This window comes from Butyricimonas sp. RTP31003st1_G1_RTP31003_210430, from assembly GCF_040920905.1.
GTDB classification, from domain to species: Bacteria; Bacteroidota; Bacteroidia; order Bacteroidales; family Marinifilaceae; genus Butyricimonas; species Butyricimonas paravirosa.
The window spans coordinates 43708-62418 of sequence record NZ_JBCOSQ010000022.1 but is presented as its reverse complement, the minus strand read 5'-3'; the positions used below and the strand labels follow the sequence as shown (position 1 = coordinate 62418).

Annotated in this window: 11 protein-coding genes; 1 reads left to right on the top strand and 10 read right to left on the bottom strand. The window is 41.2% G+C overall.

Going from position 1 to position 18711, the window contains the following annotated elements; translation table 11 throughout:
* Window positions 1–17: 17 nt before the first annotated feature.
* The 6 genes from AB5542_RS08895 to AB5542_RS08870 form a co-directional block, all read right to left on the bottom strand.
* Window positions 18–1472, bottom strand: a complete 1455-nt coding sequence (locus AB5542_RS08895; RefSeq protein ID WP_279037145.1) for a RagB/SusD family nutrient uptake outer membrane protein — start codon at window positions 1470–1472, stop codon at window positions 18–20.
* Window positions 1473–1484: 12 nt separating this feature from the next.
* Entirely contained in the window at window positions 1485–4961 is a 3477-nt protein-coding gene (locus tag AB5542_RS08890) for a SusC/RagA family TonB-linked outer membrane protein (RefSeq protein WP_279037147.1), read from the bottom strand.
* Between the two features lie 78 nt (window positions 4962–5039).
* A complete protein-coding gene (locus AB5542_RS08885; RefSeq protein WP_279037150.1) occupies window positions 5040–6176 on the bottom strand; it encodes a FecR family protein in 1137 nt (378 codons plus the stop codon).
* 133 nt (window positions 6177–6309) lie between these two features.
* A complete protein-coding gene (locus tag AB5542_RS08880; protein WP_118303960.1) occupies window positions 6310–6903 on the bottom strand; it encodes an RNA polymerase sigma factor in 594 nt (197 codons plus the stop codon).
* 421 nt (window positions 6904–7324) lie between these two features.
* Complete coding sequence (gene pckA / locus AB5542_RS08875; protein ID WP_087421526.1) at window positions 7325–8932, bottom strand: phosphoenolpyruvate carboxykinase (ATP); 1608 nt, start codon at window positions 8930–8932, stop codon at window positions 7325–7327.
* 138 nt (window positions 8933–9070) lie between these two features.
* The gene (locus AB5542_RS08870; RefSeq protein WP_118260433.1) at window positions 9071–9679 is read right to left on the bottom strand and encodes a DNA alkylation repair protein; all 609 of its coding nucleotides are present in this window, start codon (window positions 9677–9679) and stop codon (window positions 9071–9073) included.
* Window positions 9680–9896: 217 nt separating this feature from the next.
* Here AB5542_RS08870 and AB5542_RS08865 point away from each other — a divergent pair, with 217 nt between their 5' ends.
* Window positions 9897–12245 carry a S9 family peptidase gene (locus AB5542_RS08865; protein WP_279037154.1) on the top strand — a complete coding sequence of 783 codons (2349 nt, stop codon included), beginning with the start codon at window positions 9897–9899 and terminating at the stop codon, window positions 12243–12245.
* A 1521-nt stretch (window positions 12246–13766) separates the two neighbouring features.
* On the opposite strand, the gene AB5542_RS08860 is transcribed toward AB5542_RS08865, so the two are convergent.
* From AB5542_RS08860 to AB5542_RS08845, 4 genes are read right to left on the bottom strand one after another with little or no spacing between them, the layout of a single operon-like run.
* Window positions 13767–14963 (bottom strand): thioredoxin family protein, encoded by a 1197-nt coding sequence (locus AB5542_RS08860; RefSeq protein WP_270544452.1) that lies wholly within the window; start codon window positions 14961–14963, stop codon window positions 13767–13769.
* Window position 14964: 1 nt separating this feature from the next.
* A complete protein-coding gene (locus tag AB5542_RS08855) occupies window positions 14965–16533 on the bottom strand; it encodes a PKD-like family lipoprotein (RefSeq protein ID WP_162613815.1) in 1569 nt (522 codons plus the stop codon).
* Between the two features lie 12 nt (window positions 16534–16545).
* On the bottom strand, window positions 16546–17253 hold the full coding sequence (locus tag AB5542_RS08850; RefSeq protein ID WP_270544454.1) for a DUF4843 domain-containing protein: 708 nt from the start codon (window positions 17251–17253) through the stop codon (window positions 16546–16548).
* A gap of 26 nt (window positions 17254–17279) precedes the next feature.
* On the bottom strand, window positions 17280–18707 hold the full coding sequence (locus AB5542_RS08845) for a RagB/SusD family nutrient uptake outer membrane protein (protein WP_087421531.1): 1428 nt from the start codon (window positions 18705–18707) through the stop codon (window positions 17280–17282).
* Window positions 18708–18711: the final 4 nt, after the last annotated feature.

Below are 18711 nucleotides of genomic sequence, written 5' to 3'. Positions count from 1 at the left end.
AATTCTTAAACTATTAATTATTCTGTAACAATCAGCCATCCTGGATTCTGTTCGATGTCGTTATATTGTAATTCCTCTTTCACGGGTATCGGCAGCGTGAAACGATAATCGTTGTCCTCCAAAGTATAAGTAGGATGTTCGGCATCTTCATAAGAACTACGGGTCCAGCCTGTCTGTAATCGGCTTAGGTCACACCAACGCATATCATATTCATAACAGAATTCCCGGCGACGTTCATTCAATATCTCTTGTAAAAGGTCATTTCCTTGATAACCGTTATAATTTGAATACCGATGTTTTTGAAAATCCTCCAACCATTTCTTTCCTTCCGATTCATTACCGGAACGGGCATAGCTCTCTGCAATGATCAGGTACATTTCGGCAGCAGACCAGAATTGATAGAGTTCTACTGAAACATATCCGGTTGCGATATTCATGTATTTAGTAATTACCTGCTTGTCATTGAAGAACTTTGTTTTTCTAATATCATTATCTTTAAATAATGCGTAAAGACTGGCTGAAGAATACAGATTTTGTGATGCGGATTTAGGATTTCCGACAATAAATCGTAATTCGTTGGCAGACCTAAAGTCAACCATTAAAGCATGCGGAGCCTCTTTTGAAATCCCAAGTACCTCGTTATATACCGGGAAAGGCTCATAATCCTCGGTGGATTGTAATTTTAATGCTTCCAAGGCAGATTTTGCGTGTGATGCAGCATTTTCGTAATCGTCATCGGCTTTGGCTCCCGAATCCCCTTTATAAAGGAATACTTGGGCTAAGATAGCATGGATGATGTTTTTGTCATAGAAAACATTGTAGGTAGATCGAGGTTCGGTCGTACATTCCACACATTCCGTCAGGTCGGAAATGATTATCCGGTAAACCTCTTCCTGAGTCTTGCGTGAGGCGTCGTATTCTGCTACCTTTTGGGCATCCAGATTGACGGGTAATCCGTATTTATTTAAGTGGTAAGGGGAAAAGTATTGCATTAACTTGAATAGATGCCAAGCCCGTAACACTTTTGCTTCACAACGAATAATATCGGCTTGTTCCTTGGAAGCCTCAACCCGGCTCAATTCATCAATAATCGTATTAAAGAAACCGATATTCGAGTAATAGGCTTTCCAGATGACTCCCGGTTGTGTCGTGTTTTTCCAGTTCGCTGATTCCACGTACAAATTCTTTATATTCCCGAATATATAGCGGTTTTTAACGTAGGTGTCCACGTCAATGTCATCCCCGTAAAAGTGGAGGAAGGTCCAGATGTCATTTTCGATATAGGGGATAGAAGTTCCCTCCAGATTGTCGTAATCGGGCTCGGCATACATACGTAAATGTCCACCCAGTAAAGCTTTTACTTCGTCATAAGTCCGGATAGCTTGAACATTTGACGGTTTGACATTCAAATAATCCTCACATCCCCAGCAGCAAACGATGAGTGCCCAGAGGCATATTATTATTTTTTTCATCTTCATTATTTTTTAGAATCCAAAATTCAATGTAAATGTATATTTCCGGGAATTCGGATAACCAAATTCACCCATTAACAAAGGATCTATTCCCTTGTAGCTTGTGATTGTAAATAAATCTTTAGCCGTGAAACTCAGACGGGCGGAGTTGAACCCTATCTTTTCAAGCCATTCAAGTGGTAAGTTATACCCTAATGATACATAGCCGCACTTCAGATAGTCTCCTTTTTCCAACCCCCAATCGAACATATAGAAAGTATAGAGTCCTTTCAATTGAGTCAGACGGGGAACATTGGTGATGTCTCCGGGTTTCCGCCAGCGATTCAAATCGTTTACGTGCCGGTTCTGGCTGTCCGGGTCTTTAAACGTGTTGAACGAACGGATCATGTGGCCCGTTTTGAATTCAAAATTGGCGGAGAATACAAATTGCCTGAAATTTACTGTCGTGGAGAAGCCTCCTACATAATGTGGATTGGAGTCTCCCAAGTAACTTACCATGTCTCCGGGAATATCGTAGAAATTAGTCGCCATGTCATAAGTAGCGTCGTTGCTATTCTTATGTACCAGTGTAGTCCCGGTCATGGGGTTTATTCCTGCTACCCGGTAACCGTACCAGCCTCCTGCCGGTTTGTCTTCGACAAATTGGTGTCCTTCTTCCTGGGAAATTTTTGTGGGTAGGTCATCCACGCTTTTGTAGTAAGTATCTTTTACTGTATTTTTATTGTAGGCTATATTGAAATTGGCAAACCATTGTAATCTTTTCATTTTCAATAAAGTTATGCCCAAGTCAATTTCAATACCCTTATTGTGCAGGTTCGCCACGTTGGCTGTTGCTTCCTCTCGTCCGGAAGAAATTGCCAAATGTTTTTTATCCAGTACATCACGGGTAATATTGTAATAATAGTTCAAGTTCAACTCTACCCGGTAATCGAATAATGACAGGTCTAAACCGACATTCATATCTCTTTTGGTCTGCCATTTGATATTGGGATTCGGGTAAGTGAATGATTGGGGAACAAGTTGACCGTCGTATTTTATATTTTTATTTAAAGTATAAACCAGAAAAGGAAGGGCATTTTTATCGATACTTCCGGTATAACCGAAGCCGCCCCGGAATGATAACATGTTTATCCATGATACTGTTTCCAAGAAACGTTCTTTGTGTACATTCCACCGTAAAGCTACATTCCATAAAGGAGTAAACTGATTTTTATTTCCGATTACATCCGAACCGTCATAACGCATGGACCCGGTTACTATATAACGATCCTTGTATGAATAGGACAGATTGGCATAGAAGGAAGACAAACGGGAAACTTCTTTACCCGTATTTCCTAATTCCAATAAATTGATGTCCGATTGTGCTATGCCTGTTAGTTCGGGAAATCCGATGATGTTGTGTTCCTCATCGAATATCGGGGAATAGTTATAGAAAGATTTACTTTGTCGTTCCATGATCTCCTGACCGATGAATAAATTCAAGAAATGGGTATCCAAGAAATCTTTTGAATAGGATAAAGTATTTTTTAGCGTGTAACTGTTCGAGTAGGAAGTACTTTCCCGCAAAGAACCTTGCGCCATATCCGGGTCCATTTCACCCGACCAACCGAGCATGCTTTGATACCAATTGTTCTTGTAATTCGTGTAGGTTCCGGGACCTTCCACCGTCCGGTCATGGTTGGAATTGACGTTATAAATACCATGTGTGGTAAACATTAACCCTTTGATAATCTCCCATTCCACTTTCATCGAAATATCTGCATCAATATACCGGGTGTTTTGGGTGTTCTCTTTGATTTCTTTCATGATATTGAAAGTAGACCACTGTAAACCGGGATGTAATGAACTTGAATTTGGGGCGTAAGTAATATCGGATGCATAAGAACCGTCCGGGTTATAGAGACGTTCGTAAGGATTGGCATACATGGCGTATTCCAACGGATTTACCAAGCTGGCTGTTATCTGGTCCTTTTTATAAGTCACGCTCAAACCTCCGGTAATCCGAATTTTTTCGGAAGGGGAATGGGTGATCTTGCTACTCATTCCTAGACGGCTGTATGTGTTATTGGGAACAGTACCTTCTTCCGTCAGGTAATTTACGGAAGTGTAATGTTGTGTTTTTTCAGAACCTCCGGACATGCTGAAATTATATTGCTGGGAGATAGCTGTTCTGAATATCTCTTTAAACCAGTCCGTGTCAATTTTTCCCAGTTCGGCAATTTTCGCTTCGGCTTCCTCGGTCGTGTATTTCCCCATGTCTCTCATTCTTAAAATATTCATCACCTGCCCGGGTTCATATAACCAGGAGGCTTCATCTGTGGCAAACTCCCGTTCGAATTGAATCTTTTGGGCGGTATTCATCATGTGTATATTATTTACAGGCCGTTCTGTAATACCGTAATTCAAGGAGAAATTGAAACGGGTTTTTCCGACTAATCCTTGTTTTGTTTCTATGACAATAACCCCGTTGGCTGCCCGGGCTCCGTAAATGGCCGTGGCTGCTGCATCTTTCAGTACTGTAATGGATTTTATATCGTTGGGAGACAAGTTCCCGATACCGGAAGTGAAGATCGTTGACTGTAAATCGGCTGATCCGATTTTTATATTCGGAATTTCTCCTTGCATGGGCATTCCGTCAACAATCCAAATGGGTTCCGTGCTTCCGTTTAATGAATTGATTCCCCGGATCTGAATCTTGGCGTCTTGTCCCGGTCGGCCGGTACTGATCATGTTCAAACCGGCAACGGTGCTGCTCAATGCTTCTTCCACGGAGGTTAGCCCTTTCCCTTCCATTTCTCTTGCCGTGATTGTTTTCGTACTACCCGTCAAACGTTCCCGTCTCACGCTTTGGTATCCGGTGACTACCACTTCCTCCATTTCCTTGCGGTCTTCTTTCAGGATTATGTTGATAACGGTTCTTCCGTTCACTTTCACCACTTGGTCAATATACCCCATGTAAGTTACCAGTAATTCTTTCTGTTCGGTGGGTACGCTTAGTTTATATTCGCCGTTCACGTCGGTTGCCGTTCCGATAGCAGTACCTTTTATCCGTATCGTGGCTCCGATTAGGGCGTTGCCGTCCGAGTCTGTAACTTTACCTCGAATGGTAATCATTTTCGGTTGTTCCTGTGCCCGGTTCTCCTTGTCTTTTCTAACAATAACAATGGTTGTTCCTTCTATGACATAAGTGAAAGAGAACGGAGTCAATACTCTTTCTAATAAACTATTGATACTTTCATCTTTTGCTGTCAGATCGATTTTGCCTACTTCTTTCAATTGGTCGGCGTTAAAAACGAAATTCATTTTTGTTTGTTTCTGAATCTCCAGAAACAAATCATTGAATGTGACACTTTTAAGGTTTAAGTTGATTTTTGTCTGGGCGGTTACGTTGGCTCGTAACGAAAGTGCCAGAGTCACCATACAAATCATCAGAAAGAGTATTTTCAAATGATTGTTTCGGATATAAAATCCCGACTGATAATTTTTCATAGCTTTTGTATTAGTGTTAAAACTCCCTTTACTGACAGCTTTTGACTGTAGTTTGATAAATTGTGTTGATTTAAAATATTACTTTATAAAAATTTGATTTTCAATGATATTGAATGATACGGTACGGGTCAGTTCGAATTGATTCAGTAGCTTGCTGATGTTTTCTTCTTTTTGAACCGAAGCGGTAAAACGAATATCTTTTAATTGTGGATTTTCAAATATTACTTTCATCCGGTACCAGCGTGAAAGTGTCGTCATAATATCTTCGAGACGTTCCTCCTCAAAAGCAAAATATCCCTCCTGCCAAGCGATATAATAATTGACATTGATATTTTCTTTGACGACAATTCCTTCTTTTTCAGAGACCCGTGCCAACTGATTGGGATACAGGATTACTTCTTGCATCTTTGAGTGGTGAATCCCTACTTTCCCCTGCACTAACACAATACGAATTTCATCCGGATTGTAGCTGTTTACATCAAAAGAGGTCCCGTATACTTTTATTCTGGTGTCATACGCGTGTACGATAAACGGTTTTTGATCTTTGGAGATCTCCATATAAGCTTCCCCTTTCAAATACACCTCTCGCTGTTCTCCCGTGAAAACAACAGGATAACGAAGTTCACTTTCCGAGTTTAATTTTATCCGGCTCCCGTCTGACAGGACAACCGAGTATTCTCCGTAACGGGGTACTTTGATGGTGTTGTATTGTTGTATTTCAACATTTCCGGAGTCGGGCGTGTAAACAACCTCCCCTGATTTTTTGTTCAGGATAGCCGTATTTTTTTCTTTCAATTCAAGTTCTCGGTCTAATTTAATCTCTTGCCCGTTTGCCAGAATTAAAGTTGCCTGTGGTTTCCCCGGTGTAAGATAACCATCCGGTTCCCGTGTTTGTAAATTGGTGGGAGAGGGGGAATAGAATGTGATAGCAATCCCTATTACCAATACTAGGATTGCCGCAATTTTATTGCTGTTACGTATTATTCGGCGGCGTCTTTTCCACCGTATATAACTTCTCAGAGAGGCTACGGCTTTTTGTTTTTCATTCTGGTCAAATTTCTTTAATAGAATGGTTCTTTGTTCCGGATCAGAAAGTAAATATATTGTTTCTTTACATTCGTCATTTTCCACGAAATATTCATCCGGTTTTATTCCGTCGATAATTTGTTGTGCCCTTTCCTGTGCTAATTTTCTTGCTTTTAAATACAAATCCATCTTTCCGTAAATTAATTTGTTTCCTCCCGCCTGTTTATAATAGAAACAACATCGGTTTGAAAATTAATTACGCAAAAGGGCATTATTTTGAAAAAAAATATGTATTTGTGATAACTCTCTAGAAATAAGTGGATTATTCCCCGTGTAAAAAAAGGGAGAATAATAAAATAACGAACATATCCTTCGACAATTTGTTCCTTAGAACGGTTAGTGCTTTCTGTTTTTGAGCATAGACCGTGTTAATCGAGATGGATAAGATCTCAGCTATTTCCGGGTTTTTATGTCCTTCTAAAGAAAGTCTCATGACTTTGGCACATTCCGGGGGAAGAAGTTTCAGGTGATTGTATAAAATGGCTAATGTTTCTGACTCGAAAATATTTGACAGGATATTGTCTTCTTTTTCATCGAAACTCTGGGCAGTGTAACGTTGGGCTGCCACGGTGTGTTTATGTTCATTTTTCCAACGATTGCGGATAGATAAATACAAATAGGATTTCAACAGGTCAAAAGATTCGAACTGTTTTTTGTTCTCCAAAACGTTCAAAAAAATATCCTGTAAAACGTCATAAGGTAGAACTGTATTGTCTAAAAATAATTTGGAGGCAAAGTAATATAATTCATTATAGAAATGTTCATAAACAAAACAAAAAGCGTCTTCCTCTCTTTTGTTGAATTGTTCCAACAGGTTGTGGTTTAAATCAGGGTATTTGCATGTCGATTGTTGCATTGTTTTGCTTGCATTTAAAGGAGTATATAACAATATGTTGTTTCAATTAAAATGTCTATGGTGTTATGTGAATTGCATTTATAATTATTGTGAAAGTGGTACTATATTGAATGTATTATATCTATTTATGACTGGTGCGAATGTACGATAAAATTTTAAAATTCCTTCAAAGCGTGGAAAAATTTTAGAATATTTCTTTAAGGTGTATTATCAATGGGAAGAATTTTAATTATTGATAATCAGTAAATTAGCTCGCATCTCTTCGTTATCTCTCCGTTATACTATCTAGGAACGGAGAGATAACGAAGAGAGGTAATAGCCTTAACGAACGGATGTAAGGGAAGATATGATGATGGGTGAGAGAAGGGTAATAAAAAAAGCACTCCTTGCGAAGTGCTTTTTTGCTGTTCTAATCCTGGAATTATAATTTCGGACCTGCGGCAACCAATGCCTTTCCGGCCTCGTTTCCTTCGAACTTCTTGAAGTTCTTGATGAAACGTTCTGATAAATCTTTTGCTTTGGTTTCCCATTCGCTGGCGTTACTGTATGTGTCGCGAGGGTCAAGGATCTTCGGATCAACTCCCGGCAACGCGGTCGGAACCTCGAAATTGAAGAACGGGATTGTTTTGGTCGGGGCTTTGTCGATAGAGCCATCCAAGATAGCGTCGATGATACCGCGAGTATCTTTAATGGAGATACGTTTCCCGGTTCCGTTCCATCCGGTATTTACCAAGTATGCTTTTGCTCCTGTTCTCTCCATTTTCTTAACCAGTTCTTCTGCATATTTTGTCGGGTGTAATGACAAGAATGCTGCACCGAAACAAGCCGAGAAAGTAGGAGTCGGTTCAGTGATACCGCGTTCCGTTCCGGCCAATTTTGCAGTGAATCCGGACAAGAAATAGTATTTCGTTTGTTCCGGGGTCAGGATAGATACCGGAGGTAATACTCCGAACGCATCAGCTGATAAGAAGATAACTTGTTGTGCAGCCGGACCTTTAGAGATCGGTTTCACGATATTCTTGATATGATAGATCGGGTAAGAAACACGAGTGTTTTCGGTAACTGATTTATCATTGAAGTCGATCTTTCCGTTAGCGTCCACGGTAACATTCTCCAACAAAGCGTCACGTTTGATGGCGTTATAGATGTCCGGTTCGGCTTCCTTGCTCAAGTTGATAACTTTGGCGTAGCATCCGCCTTCGTAGTTGAACACGCCTTCATCATCCCATCCGTGTTCGTCGTCACCGATCAAAAGACGTTTCGGGTCAGTTGACAAGGTCGTTTTACCTGTTCCTGACAAACCGAAGAAGATAGCGGTGTTCTTACCTTCCATATCCGTGTTGGCAGAACAGTGCATAGATGCGATTCCGCGTAACGGGTTCAGATAGTTCATGATAGAGAAGATACCTTTCTTCATCTCACCACCGTACCAAGTGTTCAAGATTACTTGCTCTTTGGTTTTCAAGTTGAAAACGGTAGCTGTTTCGGAGTTCAAGCCTAATTCTTTGAAGTTTTCAACTTTAGCTTTTGCAGCGTTGAAAGAAACGAAATCCGGTTCCCCGTAGTTCGCCAATTCTTCTTCTGTCGGGCGGATGAACATGTTCTTCACGAAGTGAGCTTGCCATGCAACTTCCATAATGAAACGAACTTTCAAACGGGTACCTGCGTTGGCCCCGCAGAACGTGTCAACCACGTACAGTTTTTTGCCGGACAATTGTTTCACGGCTTTTGCCTTCAAATCTGCCCATGCTTCTTCCGAACAAGGTTTGTTGTCGTTCTTGTATTCGTCAGAAGTCCACCATACAGAATCCTCGCTGGCCTCGTTCTTTACAAAGAATTTATCTTTCGGTGAACGTCCGGTGTAGATTCCGGTCATCACGTTAACTGCGCCAAGCTCGGTCAAATATCCTTTTTCGTACCCTTCCAGTTTCGGGTCTGTTTCTGCCTTGTACAATTCTTCATATGAGGGATTGTGAAGGATCTCTTTCACATCCGTGATTCCATAAATACTTAAATCTAATTTTGCCATAGCAATAAATTTATGTTAGAAATTAATTAATTCTTTTTTTCTTTAATTCGGCACAAAAGTAGGAAACATTTTGATATAAAAGAACCAATTTCTCCTTTCCCTTGTCCGTTTATGTTTTATTAACACGTTCTTGTTTTCCTATTCTCTCAAGCATATGCTTACACGATCGTATACCTTTTGTACGTTCGTGTCCGTGAACTTGTTACGATCTATGTTTAGAATGTAACTGTCGGTGAATGGGGAGTTTAGTTTTCGATCAATCCGGCTCCTGCCGATGGCGGTTAGTGCCGCGACTTGAAGATAGGGATGATCGGAATTTAAATATTCATTTACCATTTGTTCCACGTTTTCCCGTTTCGAAAGAACCAATGTCCCGAAATATTCCGCAATCTCGAAGTTGTAACAGTATTGTAATAATTGAGTAATTTTTTCTGTAATCAACTCTTGAACCGGGAATAAAAAACAGGCAACGATTTGTTCTTCTCGTTTCTTTGTTCCCCACAATAGTTGTGCCAATCTTAAATCGGGTTGGTATTGTCCGGCCAGATTTTTGAGAGAGAGGTAACTTGCCCCGATCTGTCCCCGCGTGTCAGCTCCTATCCGTTCCATGCTGTCAAGACTTCTTCCGTTTTGTAACCGGAATATTCTTCGGCTGACTTCTTTAAAGAGTTGCTCTACTTTTTTATCTATCGGGAAAACTTCCATCACCTTGTCCTGTTTATTTAAAGTAAATGAAAATATTAGCATGTTTATACACGTGCAAAAATAGCTATAAAAAATGAAATCGTGGCGTCAGAGGTTATGTTTTGTAGCATATTCAAACGTTTGTGTAGAAGATGATTAGTTTAAATAATCTGAATCTGTTAAATATTTATTAAGATTTCGATAGAAAGGTAATCTTTGGGAGGATATAATTAATTTCGCTTTCACAAAGACCAATAGAACAAATTTAAAGGAATAAATGATGATCAAATGTTTTTTATGGTTCGTGCCCTGCCTTTTCGTGCTGGCCGGGTTTGCACAGAAAGCCAATTACAAAGAAGCCGAACGTTTTATGCGTGGGAACGCGGAAAAACTGGTAGGATCAACGAAAGTAAGTCCTCGTTTTTTGAAGGAAAGCGATAAGTTTTGGTATAGTTACAAAACGGGCGATGGAACCCGTTATTATTTCGTTGACCCGAAGGCGAGGATTCACCGGGAGTTATTCGATCGGGAATTTATGACTGCCGAGATCAGCAAGTATACCCACGGACCGGTGAATTATAAAGAACTACCTGTGCGGGCATTGGTTTTTAAAGAAGATGAGAAAACATTGAAGTTCGAGGTGGATACTTTCCGTTTCGAATATAACATTTATACCAATCGGTTGGTGAAAATAGATTCTGCCCGGAAGAAACCGGATACAACTCCCAAGAAATCGAACGGGCTGGAGGGAACGTATTCTCCGGATAGTACTTATATCGTTTACGCGAAAAGTCATAACCTGTATATGCTTTCCGTGAAAGATTCCGTGGAAACCCAGATCACGACGGACGGAGAATTAAAATACTCCTATGCCTACGGTGATACGGATACCACGAGTAAACGGGTATCTGCCCGGGTGACTTGGTTCGAGAATTCTGAACGCTTTTACGTGCGTCGCTCAGACCGGAGAAAGATCAAAACGCTTTATGTGGTTAATAATTTGAGTTCCCGTCCGACGTTGAACGAGTATGAGTACGTGATGGCTGGGGATCAGGAGGTGCAACACGAGGAGTTATTCTTGGTGGACACGACCGATAAGAAATTGATCAAAGTGCCGGTTGAGAAATGGCCGGATCAGACGTTGAGATTATTTACCCCGGGAAAAAAGGTCAACAGTCTTTATTTCCTGCGCAAAAAGAGAACTTGTGACGAGATTGATTTTTGTAAGGTGGATTTGAAAACGGGGGAGGTGAAGGTGTTGATTAACGAGATTAGTAAGCCTTATTTCAATAATGATTTCTTCCATCTTTCCTTGTTGAACGAGGGGGAAGATATTATTTGGTGGTCGGAGAGAACGGGTCACGGGCATTTCTATCATTACGATGGCGAGGGAAATCTGAAGAACGCGATTACTTCCGGGAACTGGACGGCCGGGAAGATGGTTAAGATTGATACCGTGGGACGCACCATTTATTTCGGGGCTTACGGGCAGGAGAAGGGGGCATGTCCCTACTATGCCCGGGTGAATAAAGCCCGGATTGACGGGAATGGTCAAGTGGAGGTGCTGACTCCCGAACAGGCCACTCATGAGGCTTATTTTTCGAAGTCGGGACGTTATTTCGTGGATAATTATTCCCGTGCGGACTTGGAACCCCGGAGCGTGTTGCGGGATAACAAGGGAAAGGTGATTCTGGAATTGGCCTCACCCGATTTGACCCGGCTTTACGAGGCTGGATGGAAGATGCCGGAGCCTTTCACGGTGAAGGCTGCCGATGGGCATACGGATTTGTACGGTTTTATGTGGAAGCCTTTTGACTTCGACTCAACCCGGCGTTACCCGATTATTTCGTATGTTTATCCCGGACCGCAAACCGAGGCGATTCCGTTGGAGTTTTCCGTGACGGCAGCTTATAATGTTGGTCTGGCACAAGTCGGTTTCGTGGTAGTGACTTTCGGTCACCGGGGAGGTAGCCCGATGCGGGATAAATGGTATCACACGTTCGGGTATAATAATTTGCGGGATTACCCGTTGGCGGATGATAAGTGTGGTATAGAGCAGTTGGCTGATCGTTTTTCTTTTATTGATAAGTCCAAGGTGGGTATTTTCGGACATTCCGGTGGAGGTTTCATGTCTACCGCAGCATTATGTACTTATCCCGATTTCTACACGGCGGCTGTTTCGTCGGCGGGAAATCATGACAATAATATTTATAACCAATGGTGGGGAGAGACGCATCACGGGGTTCGGGAGGTTAAATCTTTCGAGAAGAAAACCGTGAAAGATTCCATCACGGGGAAAGATACCACGATTTCCGTGGAGAAGATCAAGTTCGAGACGAAAATCCCGACGAATATCGAGCTGGCGAAGAATTTGAAAGGGTATTTGATGCTGGTGACGGGTGACGTGGATAATAACGTGCATCCGGCGAATACCTTGCGTATGGCAGATGCATTGTTGAAAGCGGGAAAGAATTTTGACTTGGTAATCCTGCCGGGACAAGCTCACGGTTTTATGGGCATACAACAGGCTTTCTATCAACGGAAGATGTGGTTCCACTTCGCGAAACACCTGCTGGGGGATTATTCGTCCGATCAGTTCCGGGAGATTGATGCTTATATGCGGTTGTGAGGCAAATGCTAACGCCTTGATTTTATTACACAGGTTATAGGATTAGAAATAATTCCCGAAGAGGGAGAGTTTCCCAGCTGGGGTTGTCTAAAAAGTCAATTTTAAACAACTACCCCCACTAACTCCCCCTTACACAGGGGGAGAAACTGCTTGGTAATCAGCTCTCCCCCTGTGTAAGGGGGAGCTGGAGGGGGTAGTTGGCAAATACAGGCAAGACTTTTGGGACAGTCCCTACCCGAAGGGGGAGGGAGTTCGTGCTATATTATCCCGTTGGCGATCCTTTGTCTATCGATAGGCTATGACAAGAACACGGCATCTTCATAGCATGAACATAGCAAGAACAATCTCTCATGTATTTGTCGTGTTTTTGCCTTGTCATTACTTGGCATTTGTCATAGTTTATCCCTAGTTTACCCGTGGAGCAATGTGGGACGAGCGTCGAGATTGATGCTTCTACGAAGATTCTGTAATAGAAATAGGAAGGGGGAAAATGGATCGTCCCCCTTCCTGCACGAAGTCTTTTCACTGGTTGCAATTGTGAAATGTAAGTCCGGACTTCGTGTTGGTTTGAACCAAGTCAACGATGAAAATTCTAAATTGTCTTATTTGATGTTGGGGCAAAAAGCAACAGGGGAAAATAGCCGGATCAATGCAGGTTCCGGCTATTCCTGTTTTTTATATCCCGGTCAATAAAAAATCCGGACCGAGCAAGTCAATCCGGAGTATGGCATAACGGCTCGGGATTGACTTAATTCATGGAAGTAGCGATCTGTCAACATGAAAAAAGCAACCCCACGCCGCTATAAGTATAATTCTGAAAAGAATATACGTGTAACAAACGTGAGTGTTGCAATCCCATTTTCCATTGACATTATGTCTGAATCGCTACTTCTGGAAAATGAACATTTTAACCTCAACATCATAATCGGATTTATGGCGGCTCTCCGCTCAATCCTTAATACAAAGGTATGATTTTTTTGATTTATTACAAGCTATTATATCAATTTTTAGTTGTTTGTTTACGTATATAGGAGTTGTTCAGGCTGGTTTAATCGCTTTTAATATCAGTTTTGTAACCGATATAATAGAAAAATAAATGCAGATAGGGGGTATGTGGATTAAATATGATAACAATAAAGACGAGTTCGACTTGTCTTTATCTCGTCTGTAAATCGTCTTTGTCTCGGCTTTAATTACTTAACAGGGAATTATTACGGTAGTTTATGGTACTAATTGGGGAGATTGATTTTATAGGTACGATTGTAAGAAAGTATGTTATTATTAGATGAAAAGGGGCTATCCCCAAAGTCATTTCTCAAACACCCTCCCGGCTTCGGGGTATTGAGCCTGCAAGCAGTCTCGAATCGGCTCTCGCCGATTTCCCTGTATAAACAAAGGGAGAGTTGAAATGCTCCTTGTCTTCGGGAAGAGTCACCAGCACCTCCTCTGTTTATAGAGAAGGTGGCACGAAGTGACGGAGGGGTTCTTGAAATAAAATGGCTTTTGGGACAGTCCTTTCTTTTATCGATATGTTTGTCCTACGAAAGGTAAGTTTAGGTAACGATATAAGGCCAATGATAACATGGGTTTTTCAAACATGGGCATACTTGCCAGTACGGCATAAGCTTGCTTGAAATCCTCCCGTTTGGCATGGGCTGCAGCCAGATATAGTAAATTCTCTTGACAAGGCTGTGCTTTCATGGCAAGGTCGGCAATCCGTATCACCTCTTCAACTTCTTTATCCACGACAGGCGCATTCCGAAAATAATCGGCAATAATCATCGTGTAAAAAAGCTGACTATACAGGTAGCGGTGTTCGTCCCCACATTCTTGTACTAATGGTATGATAGCGGGAATTGCTTTTCCGAATTCATGGTTAAAGAGCTGTTCCTCGATTGCCAAGATGTTGCAATACATGGTAGACAAAGGGACGTCTATTTCTTTTAGTTCGGTAATGTATTGTTTGTACTCTTCCGGTTTCTCGTTATGTATGATACTTCCGACACGAACAATTGCCCGATAGAGATTGATCCAAAAATTATCATCGTATTTTTTATACACGTCAGCATGTCGAATGAGTTGCTCCCGGATGGTCTTGTCAGGTGAACGCATAAAGGACCTTAATACCGAATAGGCATCTTGCGAGAGTAATTCTTCGGGAGAGAGTCCGGATAAGTAATCCCTTAGACAGGTTTCGGCTTGATCCGGATCGATTTTGCTTAGGTTTTTGAAGACATAAGAACGGACGAGTTCAATGGAGCGTTCCCCTTTGTCCCACCGTTCTTTCATTGCAGCTAATTGTTTGGGGAAATCCGATTCTTTTGCTTCTTTCCCCTTCTTTATAAATGTTTCAGCTTCTAGGTAACCCACGTGTAAATCCAGTAAGTCTCCGTTTTCATCTAACCAGAAAAAAGAAGGGTAACCTCCAGCCTTATATTTTGCGAAAAAACCGTGTTCTCGTTGCTTTTCTGCATCTAATTTTATACAAATGAAAGAAGTATTGTAGTATTCTCCCACTTTGGTGTTTGTGAAGACATTTTTGGCCATCATTTTACATGGTCCACACCAGGAGGTGTAAACATCCACGAAGATACCTTTTTTTTGTTCTTTCGCTTGTTTTACAATATCATCAAAATCACCGGAACTGAATATGATCCCCTGTGCAGAGGCAAGCTGCACAGAGAATGAGATCATTATTAATAATATAATTTGTTTCATGTTATTCGTACTTTTCTTCTACATCAATTACTTGATCACAGAATCCGGATAGTCGATATACCGGATCTGCATGGATTCCTCCAACGGTTCCTAATTCATAATAAGCAACTCCACCTTTTTGGTTGCCTGATATTTTTTGATCTTGGATATACAGGCGGATTTGTTGTGTTGTTTTGGTTGCGAGCGGATTTTCAGGCGTTGGATCGGGGACGAGGATGTCACTTAATTTCATTCCGGTGATGGAGAAATCATCTTCTAGTCCGTTTATAATCTGTGCTTCCAGATTATTGGTTACGCCTTCTCGTAAATTACTTAAAGCGATAGCGTATACGCTGTTTCCTGTCGAATAAAAAAGAAGGTCTTTCATTCCTTCAAGCGAAGCGAAATGAGTTGCTTCCTGAAGATGAGGTGCAACTTCCGGGGTTATGGCTATTTTGGCGAGGCTAGTTCCCCGGTTATCAGACGTGATCTTTATTTTGAATAGATAATTTTGCTGATTTTCTTTGTGACGTAGTAACATCCAACATTCGTTATCTGCGGAAAGTAGTCCTCCCGCCAAATACTCCATGTTCGTTCCCATATTATTGCAATCGAAATAGTTCAGATCGCCCGTTTCTGTTTTTAGTTGCTTTAAAGGAGCTTTGTTCCATGCTGAGTTATTATGCACGAGAATACGTCCGTTTAATTCGTCATAGAAAGCGGGTCCACTCGACGATTGAACCATTCCGGTTCCGATTTTGTATTCTGTCGAACCTTCGACTACAACCATTGGTGCATCCCAAGTCATTGCACCCATGTTTGTTCCCCGTTTGAAGACTTGATCGCTGATGATTAAATAGTCAACACTTCTCGAACTGCTCTCCACGTGTAATTGGGGTGAATAGATTCCGGTTTCGGGACTGAAAGTTATTGCGCTTTCAACAGTTCGATTACTTTTCATAGAAACCGGATTGAGAAAATAACCGCCCGTTTCATTTTCGCATAACACCAAAACCTCTTTCATTTGTGGTTGGTATTTATTGGGATTTAAGGCATAAACTCGTACCGGATTTTCTAATTTTGTTCCGTTAGCTGCTTCGAAAATGTTTTTTACAAATGTTTTCTCAGCATCGTCTACCATAAAATGGAGTGCGTAACTTTCGTTTTCTTTACATAGTAGAAGAGTTCCTTTCGTGAAATCTGAGAGTACTTCCAGTTTCATTTTTTTCCGGTAATAAACCCCGGTTGATAGATCTGTAATCTTTACGACTAGGGAATAATCCTCGCCAGGGGTCAGAATTTTCGGATCCATGAAGGCATTCAAGTCTTTGGTTTTACCTAGCGTGTCTGCCTGTGTTCTCGTGGTAGGAGTGTAGGTATACCATGCATAACTTAATTGAGATTCATCACCGGTGCGTGTTGTGATTGGAAGAGGAATTTGTAGATAACTTCCCAGTTTCGCACTATATTTTTCCTGTAATGCTCCTATTGTAACTTCGTTTAATTCTTCTATTCGAGTATTGCTTTTGTCATCCACACATCCTATAAGAGAAGATAGGATTGTAAACCATATAAGTAAATTTCGTTTCATGTTCATTCTTGATTAAAATGGGTCCCACACTTCTATTTTTTTCCCGTTTTCGTCCACTTCATTGTGAGTGGCGTAATAGTAACAGACTGTTCTTCCTTGTGTCATAAAATAACTGTAGCTGCCCGGGAATGTGGCAATTTCAGCCATCGTGAGTGGAAAGTCGTGTCCCATTACCTCGATACATTTCTCGTGTTTCACTTGGGAGTATTCACCAAAGTAAATGATCAACAAATCTTCCCAATAACTGGGTTTTACAAGTTTGTTGGTGATCCTCACGTACACGCGGGATTTATCCTCGTAAGCGACATCAATATCCTCTGTCGGGATAAGTTGAAGTGCTATGGTTAATATATCATCATCTATGTCTGTTCCTCCCTGTATCAGGTAGATAGGTATTTTTATTTCTCCTTTACCCGGTTCAAACCAGTAAGAATCTTCCATTTCGTAGTAGATTCCTTCTTGGGCAGTCGTTTGGTCTTTGTCTATTTTTAAGCCTATCGGGGTTCGGGTTTCAAAGCTTTTTCCGACCAGTTTAGCTGTTAAATAAATGGTATCTCTGTCCTCTTTCGTCATGCGGAATGAATATGTCACGCTATCCTTGCCTGTTACGTAGTCAGGGAAAAATACCGAAGGTTTTGTCGTGTATATCAAACGATCATTTTCGTGACACCCGATACAAAGGATCGTGAATATATATATCAGTATTATATTTCTTATCATAGCTTTTCATTTAAAAGTTATTTTGATTACATGTTCCCGTAGTCCAATTCGTCGGTAGGAACGGGAAGCTGATACACTTTATTTTTATCTGTCAGGTTCACGTTGCTGAAAACCCCGATGCGCCCTAGGTTCATTCGTTTGTAATAAAAGAACATTTGTCCTTCAGCAATAAATTCTTTTTGGTACTCTTTGGCAATTTCAGCATCTAGGTCCGTAATGTTTTCTAAAGCTACCAATCCCCGGTGTGCCCGGATTTTATTTAGATATGCTAGGCCATTGTTTCCGGAGGCACATTCTGCTGCAATTAAATATACTTCGGATAATCTTACGATAGGAATATATTTCGCATTTTTATATTTAGCCGGCATCCAAGATGAGCTGACATCAGTAGGTTGGAACCATAATTTCAGGCGATAGTCATCATCTCCGGCCGAAACAGCTTGGTACAGGTTTGAGACTTTCGTGGCAGTGAAACATAATGCAGTGGCACTTGAACTAACCCCGTAAGCAATTGCATTTTCTCCGAAATATGAAGAGATGTCATCCTCTAGCTTTTCAATATTCAACCGGAACAGGATTTCATTTTTAAATAATCGGTCGTTTTCACTGGCAGAAGTTGTCAGGCTTAGTGGAGCCATAGGTTCTTTCGTATTTTCATTTATGATTTCATGAACTGCTTTCAAGGCGTTTTCTTTGTCTCCTATGTAATTGTACGCTCTGGCTTGTAATGCTGCTACCGTGAAGTAATTCATGCGGCTGTGACGTTCTTTTTGTGTGGAATCACGTTTTTCGTAGAGTTGTTGATATGCCGGTCCGAACCAATCGGAATTAGCTAACATGATTCGGGCAGAATCCAGATCTTGTGTGACCCGATTTACAAAAGAGCCGAGAGGAAGGGCGGCTTGAGCCACGTTCGTGTAAGTGTCTGCGTAAGGTATAGCTTGTTGTTCCAACCCGTCGGCAGGCGAGGGGCCGAATAGGCGTAACAAGTCGAAATGTAGAAATGCACGCAATCCGAATGCTTCTCCTTTTACGACTCGATAGTGTTGCTCGGAAGCAAATACGTTTTTGTTTTTATCAGCGTATTCCAATAGTACGTTTAAGTTGACAATGGCTTTGTAATGTCCTTTCCAAATAGATTTTAGACGAGTTTCTTCTTGTGTATCCGTATAATCATATCCTTTTGTTTTATAATAGTTATGTGTCTGACTCGTGATTTTATCGTAATATTGAGCCATTACATCCAAGTACCCAAAGGACAGTTCCCTACCGTAAGCCGATGGGGTAACCATGATCGAATAAACCCCGGTCAATACATCCCAAAAGCCATTTTCATCTTTGAACAGGTCATCCGACTTCACGTCTGATTTTGGGGATACATCGAACCATTTCTCGCATGAACTCATAGTTAAACAAGTGAGAAGGGCGATAATTATGATTTTCATATTTTTCATAACT

What these genes read in the sequence shown, in the direction of transcription:
- AB5542_RS08895 (WP_279037145.1), bottom strand. Translation starts at nt 1,472, where the DNA reads ATGAAAAAAATAATAATATGCCTCTGGGCACTCATCGTTTGCTGCTGG.
- AB5542_RS08890 (WP_279037147.1), bottom strand. Translation starts at nt 4,961, where the DNA reads ATGAAAAATTATCAGTCGGGATTTTATATCCGAAACAATCATTTGAAA.
- AB5542_RS08885 (WP_279037150.1), bottom strand. Translation starts at nt 6,176, where the DNA reads ATGGATTTGTATTTAAAAGCAAGAAAATTAGCACAGGAAAGGGCACAA.
- AB5542_RS08880 (WP_118303960.1), bottom strand. Translation starts at nt 6,903, where the DNA reads ATGCAACAATCGACATGCAAATACCCTGATTTAAACCACAACCTGTTG.
- pckA (WP_087421526.1), bottom strand. Translation starts at nt 8,932, where the DNA reads ATGGCAAAATTAGATTTAAGTATTTATGGAATCACGGATGTGAAAGAG.
- AB5542_RS08870 (WP_118260433.1), bottom strand. Translation starts at nt 9,679, where the DNA reads ATGCTAATATTTTCATTTACTTTAAATAAACAGGACAAGGTGATGGAA.
- AB5542_RS08865 (WP_279037154.1), top strand. Translation starts at nt 9,897, where the DNA reads ATGATCAAATGTTTTTTATGGTTCGTGCCCTGCCTTTTCGTGCTGGCC.
- AB5542_RS08860 (WP_270544452.1), bottom strand. Translation starts at nt 14,963, where the DNA reads ATGAAACAAATTATATTATTAATAATGATCTCATTCTCTGTGCAGCTT.
- AB5542_RS08855 (WP_162613815.1), bottom strand. Translation starts at nt 16,533, where the DNA reads ATGAAACGAAATTTACTTATATGGTTTACAATCCTATCTTCTCTTATA.
- AB5542_RS08850 (WP_270544454.1), bottom strand. Translation starts at nt 17,253, where the DNA reads ATGATAAGAAATATAATACTGATATATATATTCACGATCCTTTGTATC.
- AB5542_RS08845 (WP_087421531.1), bottom strand. Translation starts at nt 18,707, where the DNA reads ATGAAAAATATGAAAATCATAATTATCGCCCTTCTCACTTGTTTAACT.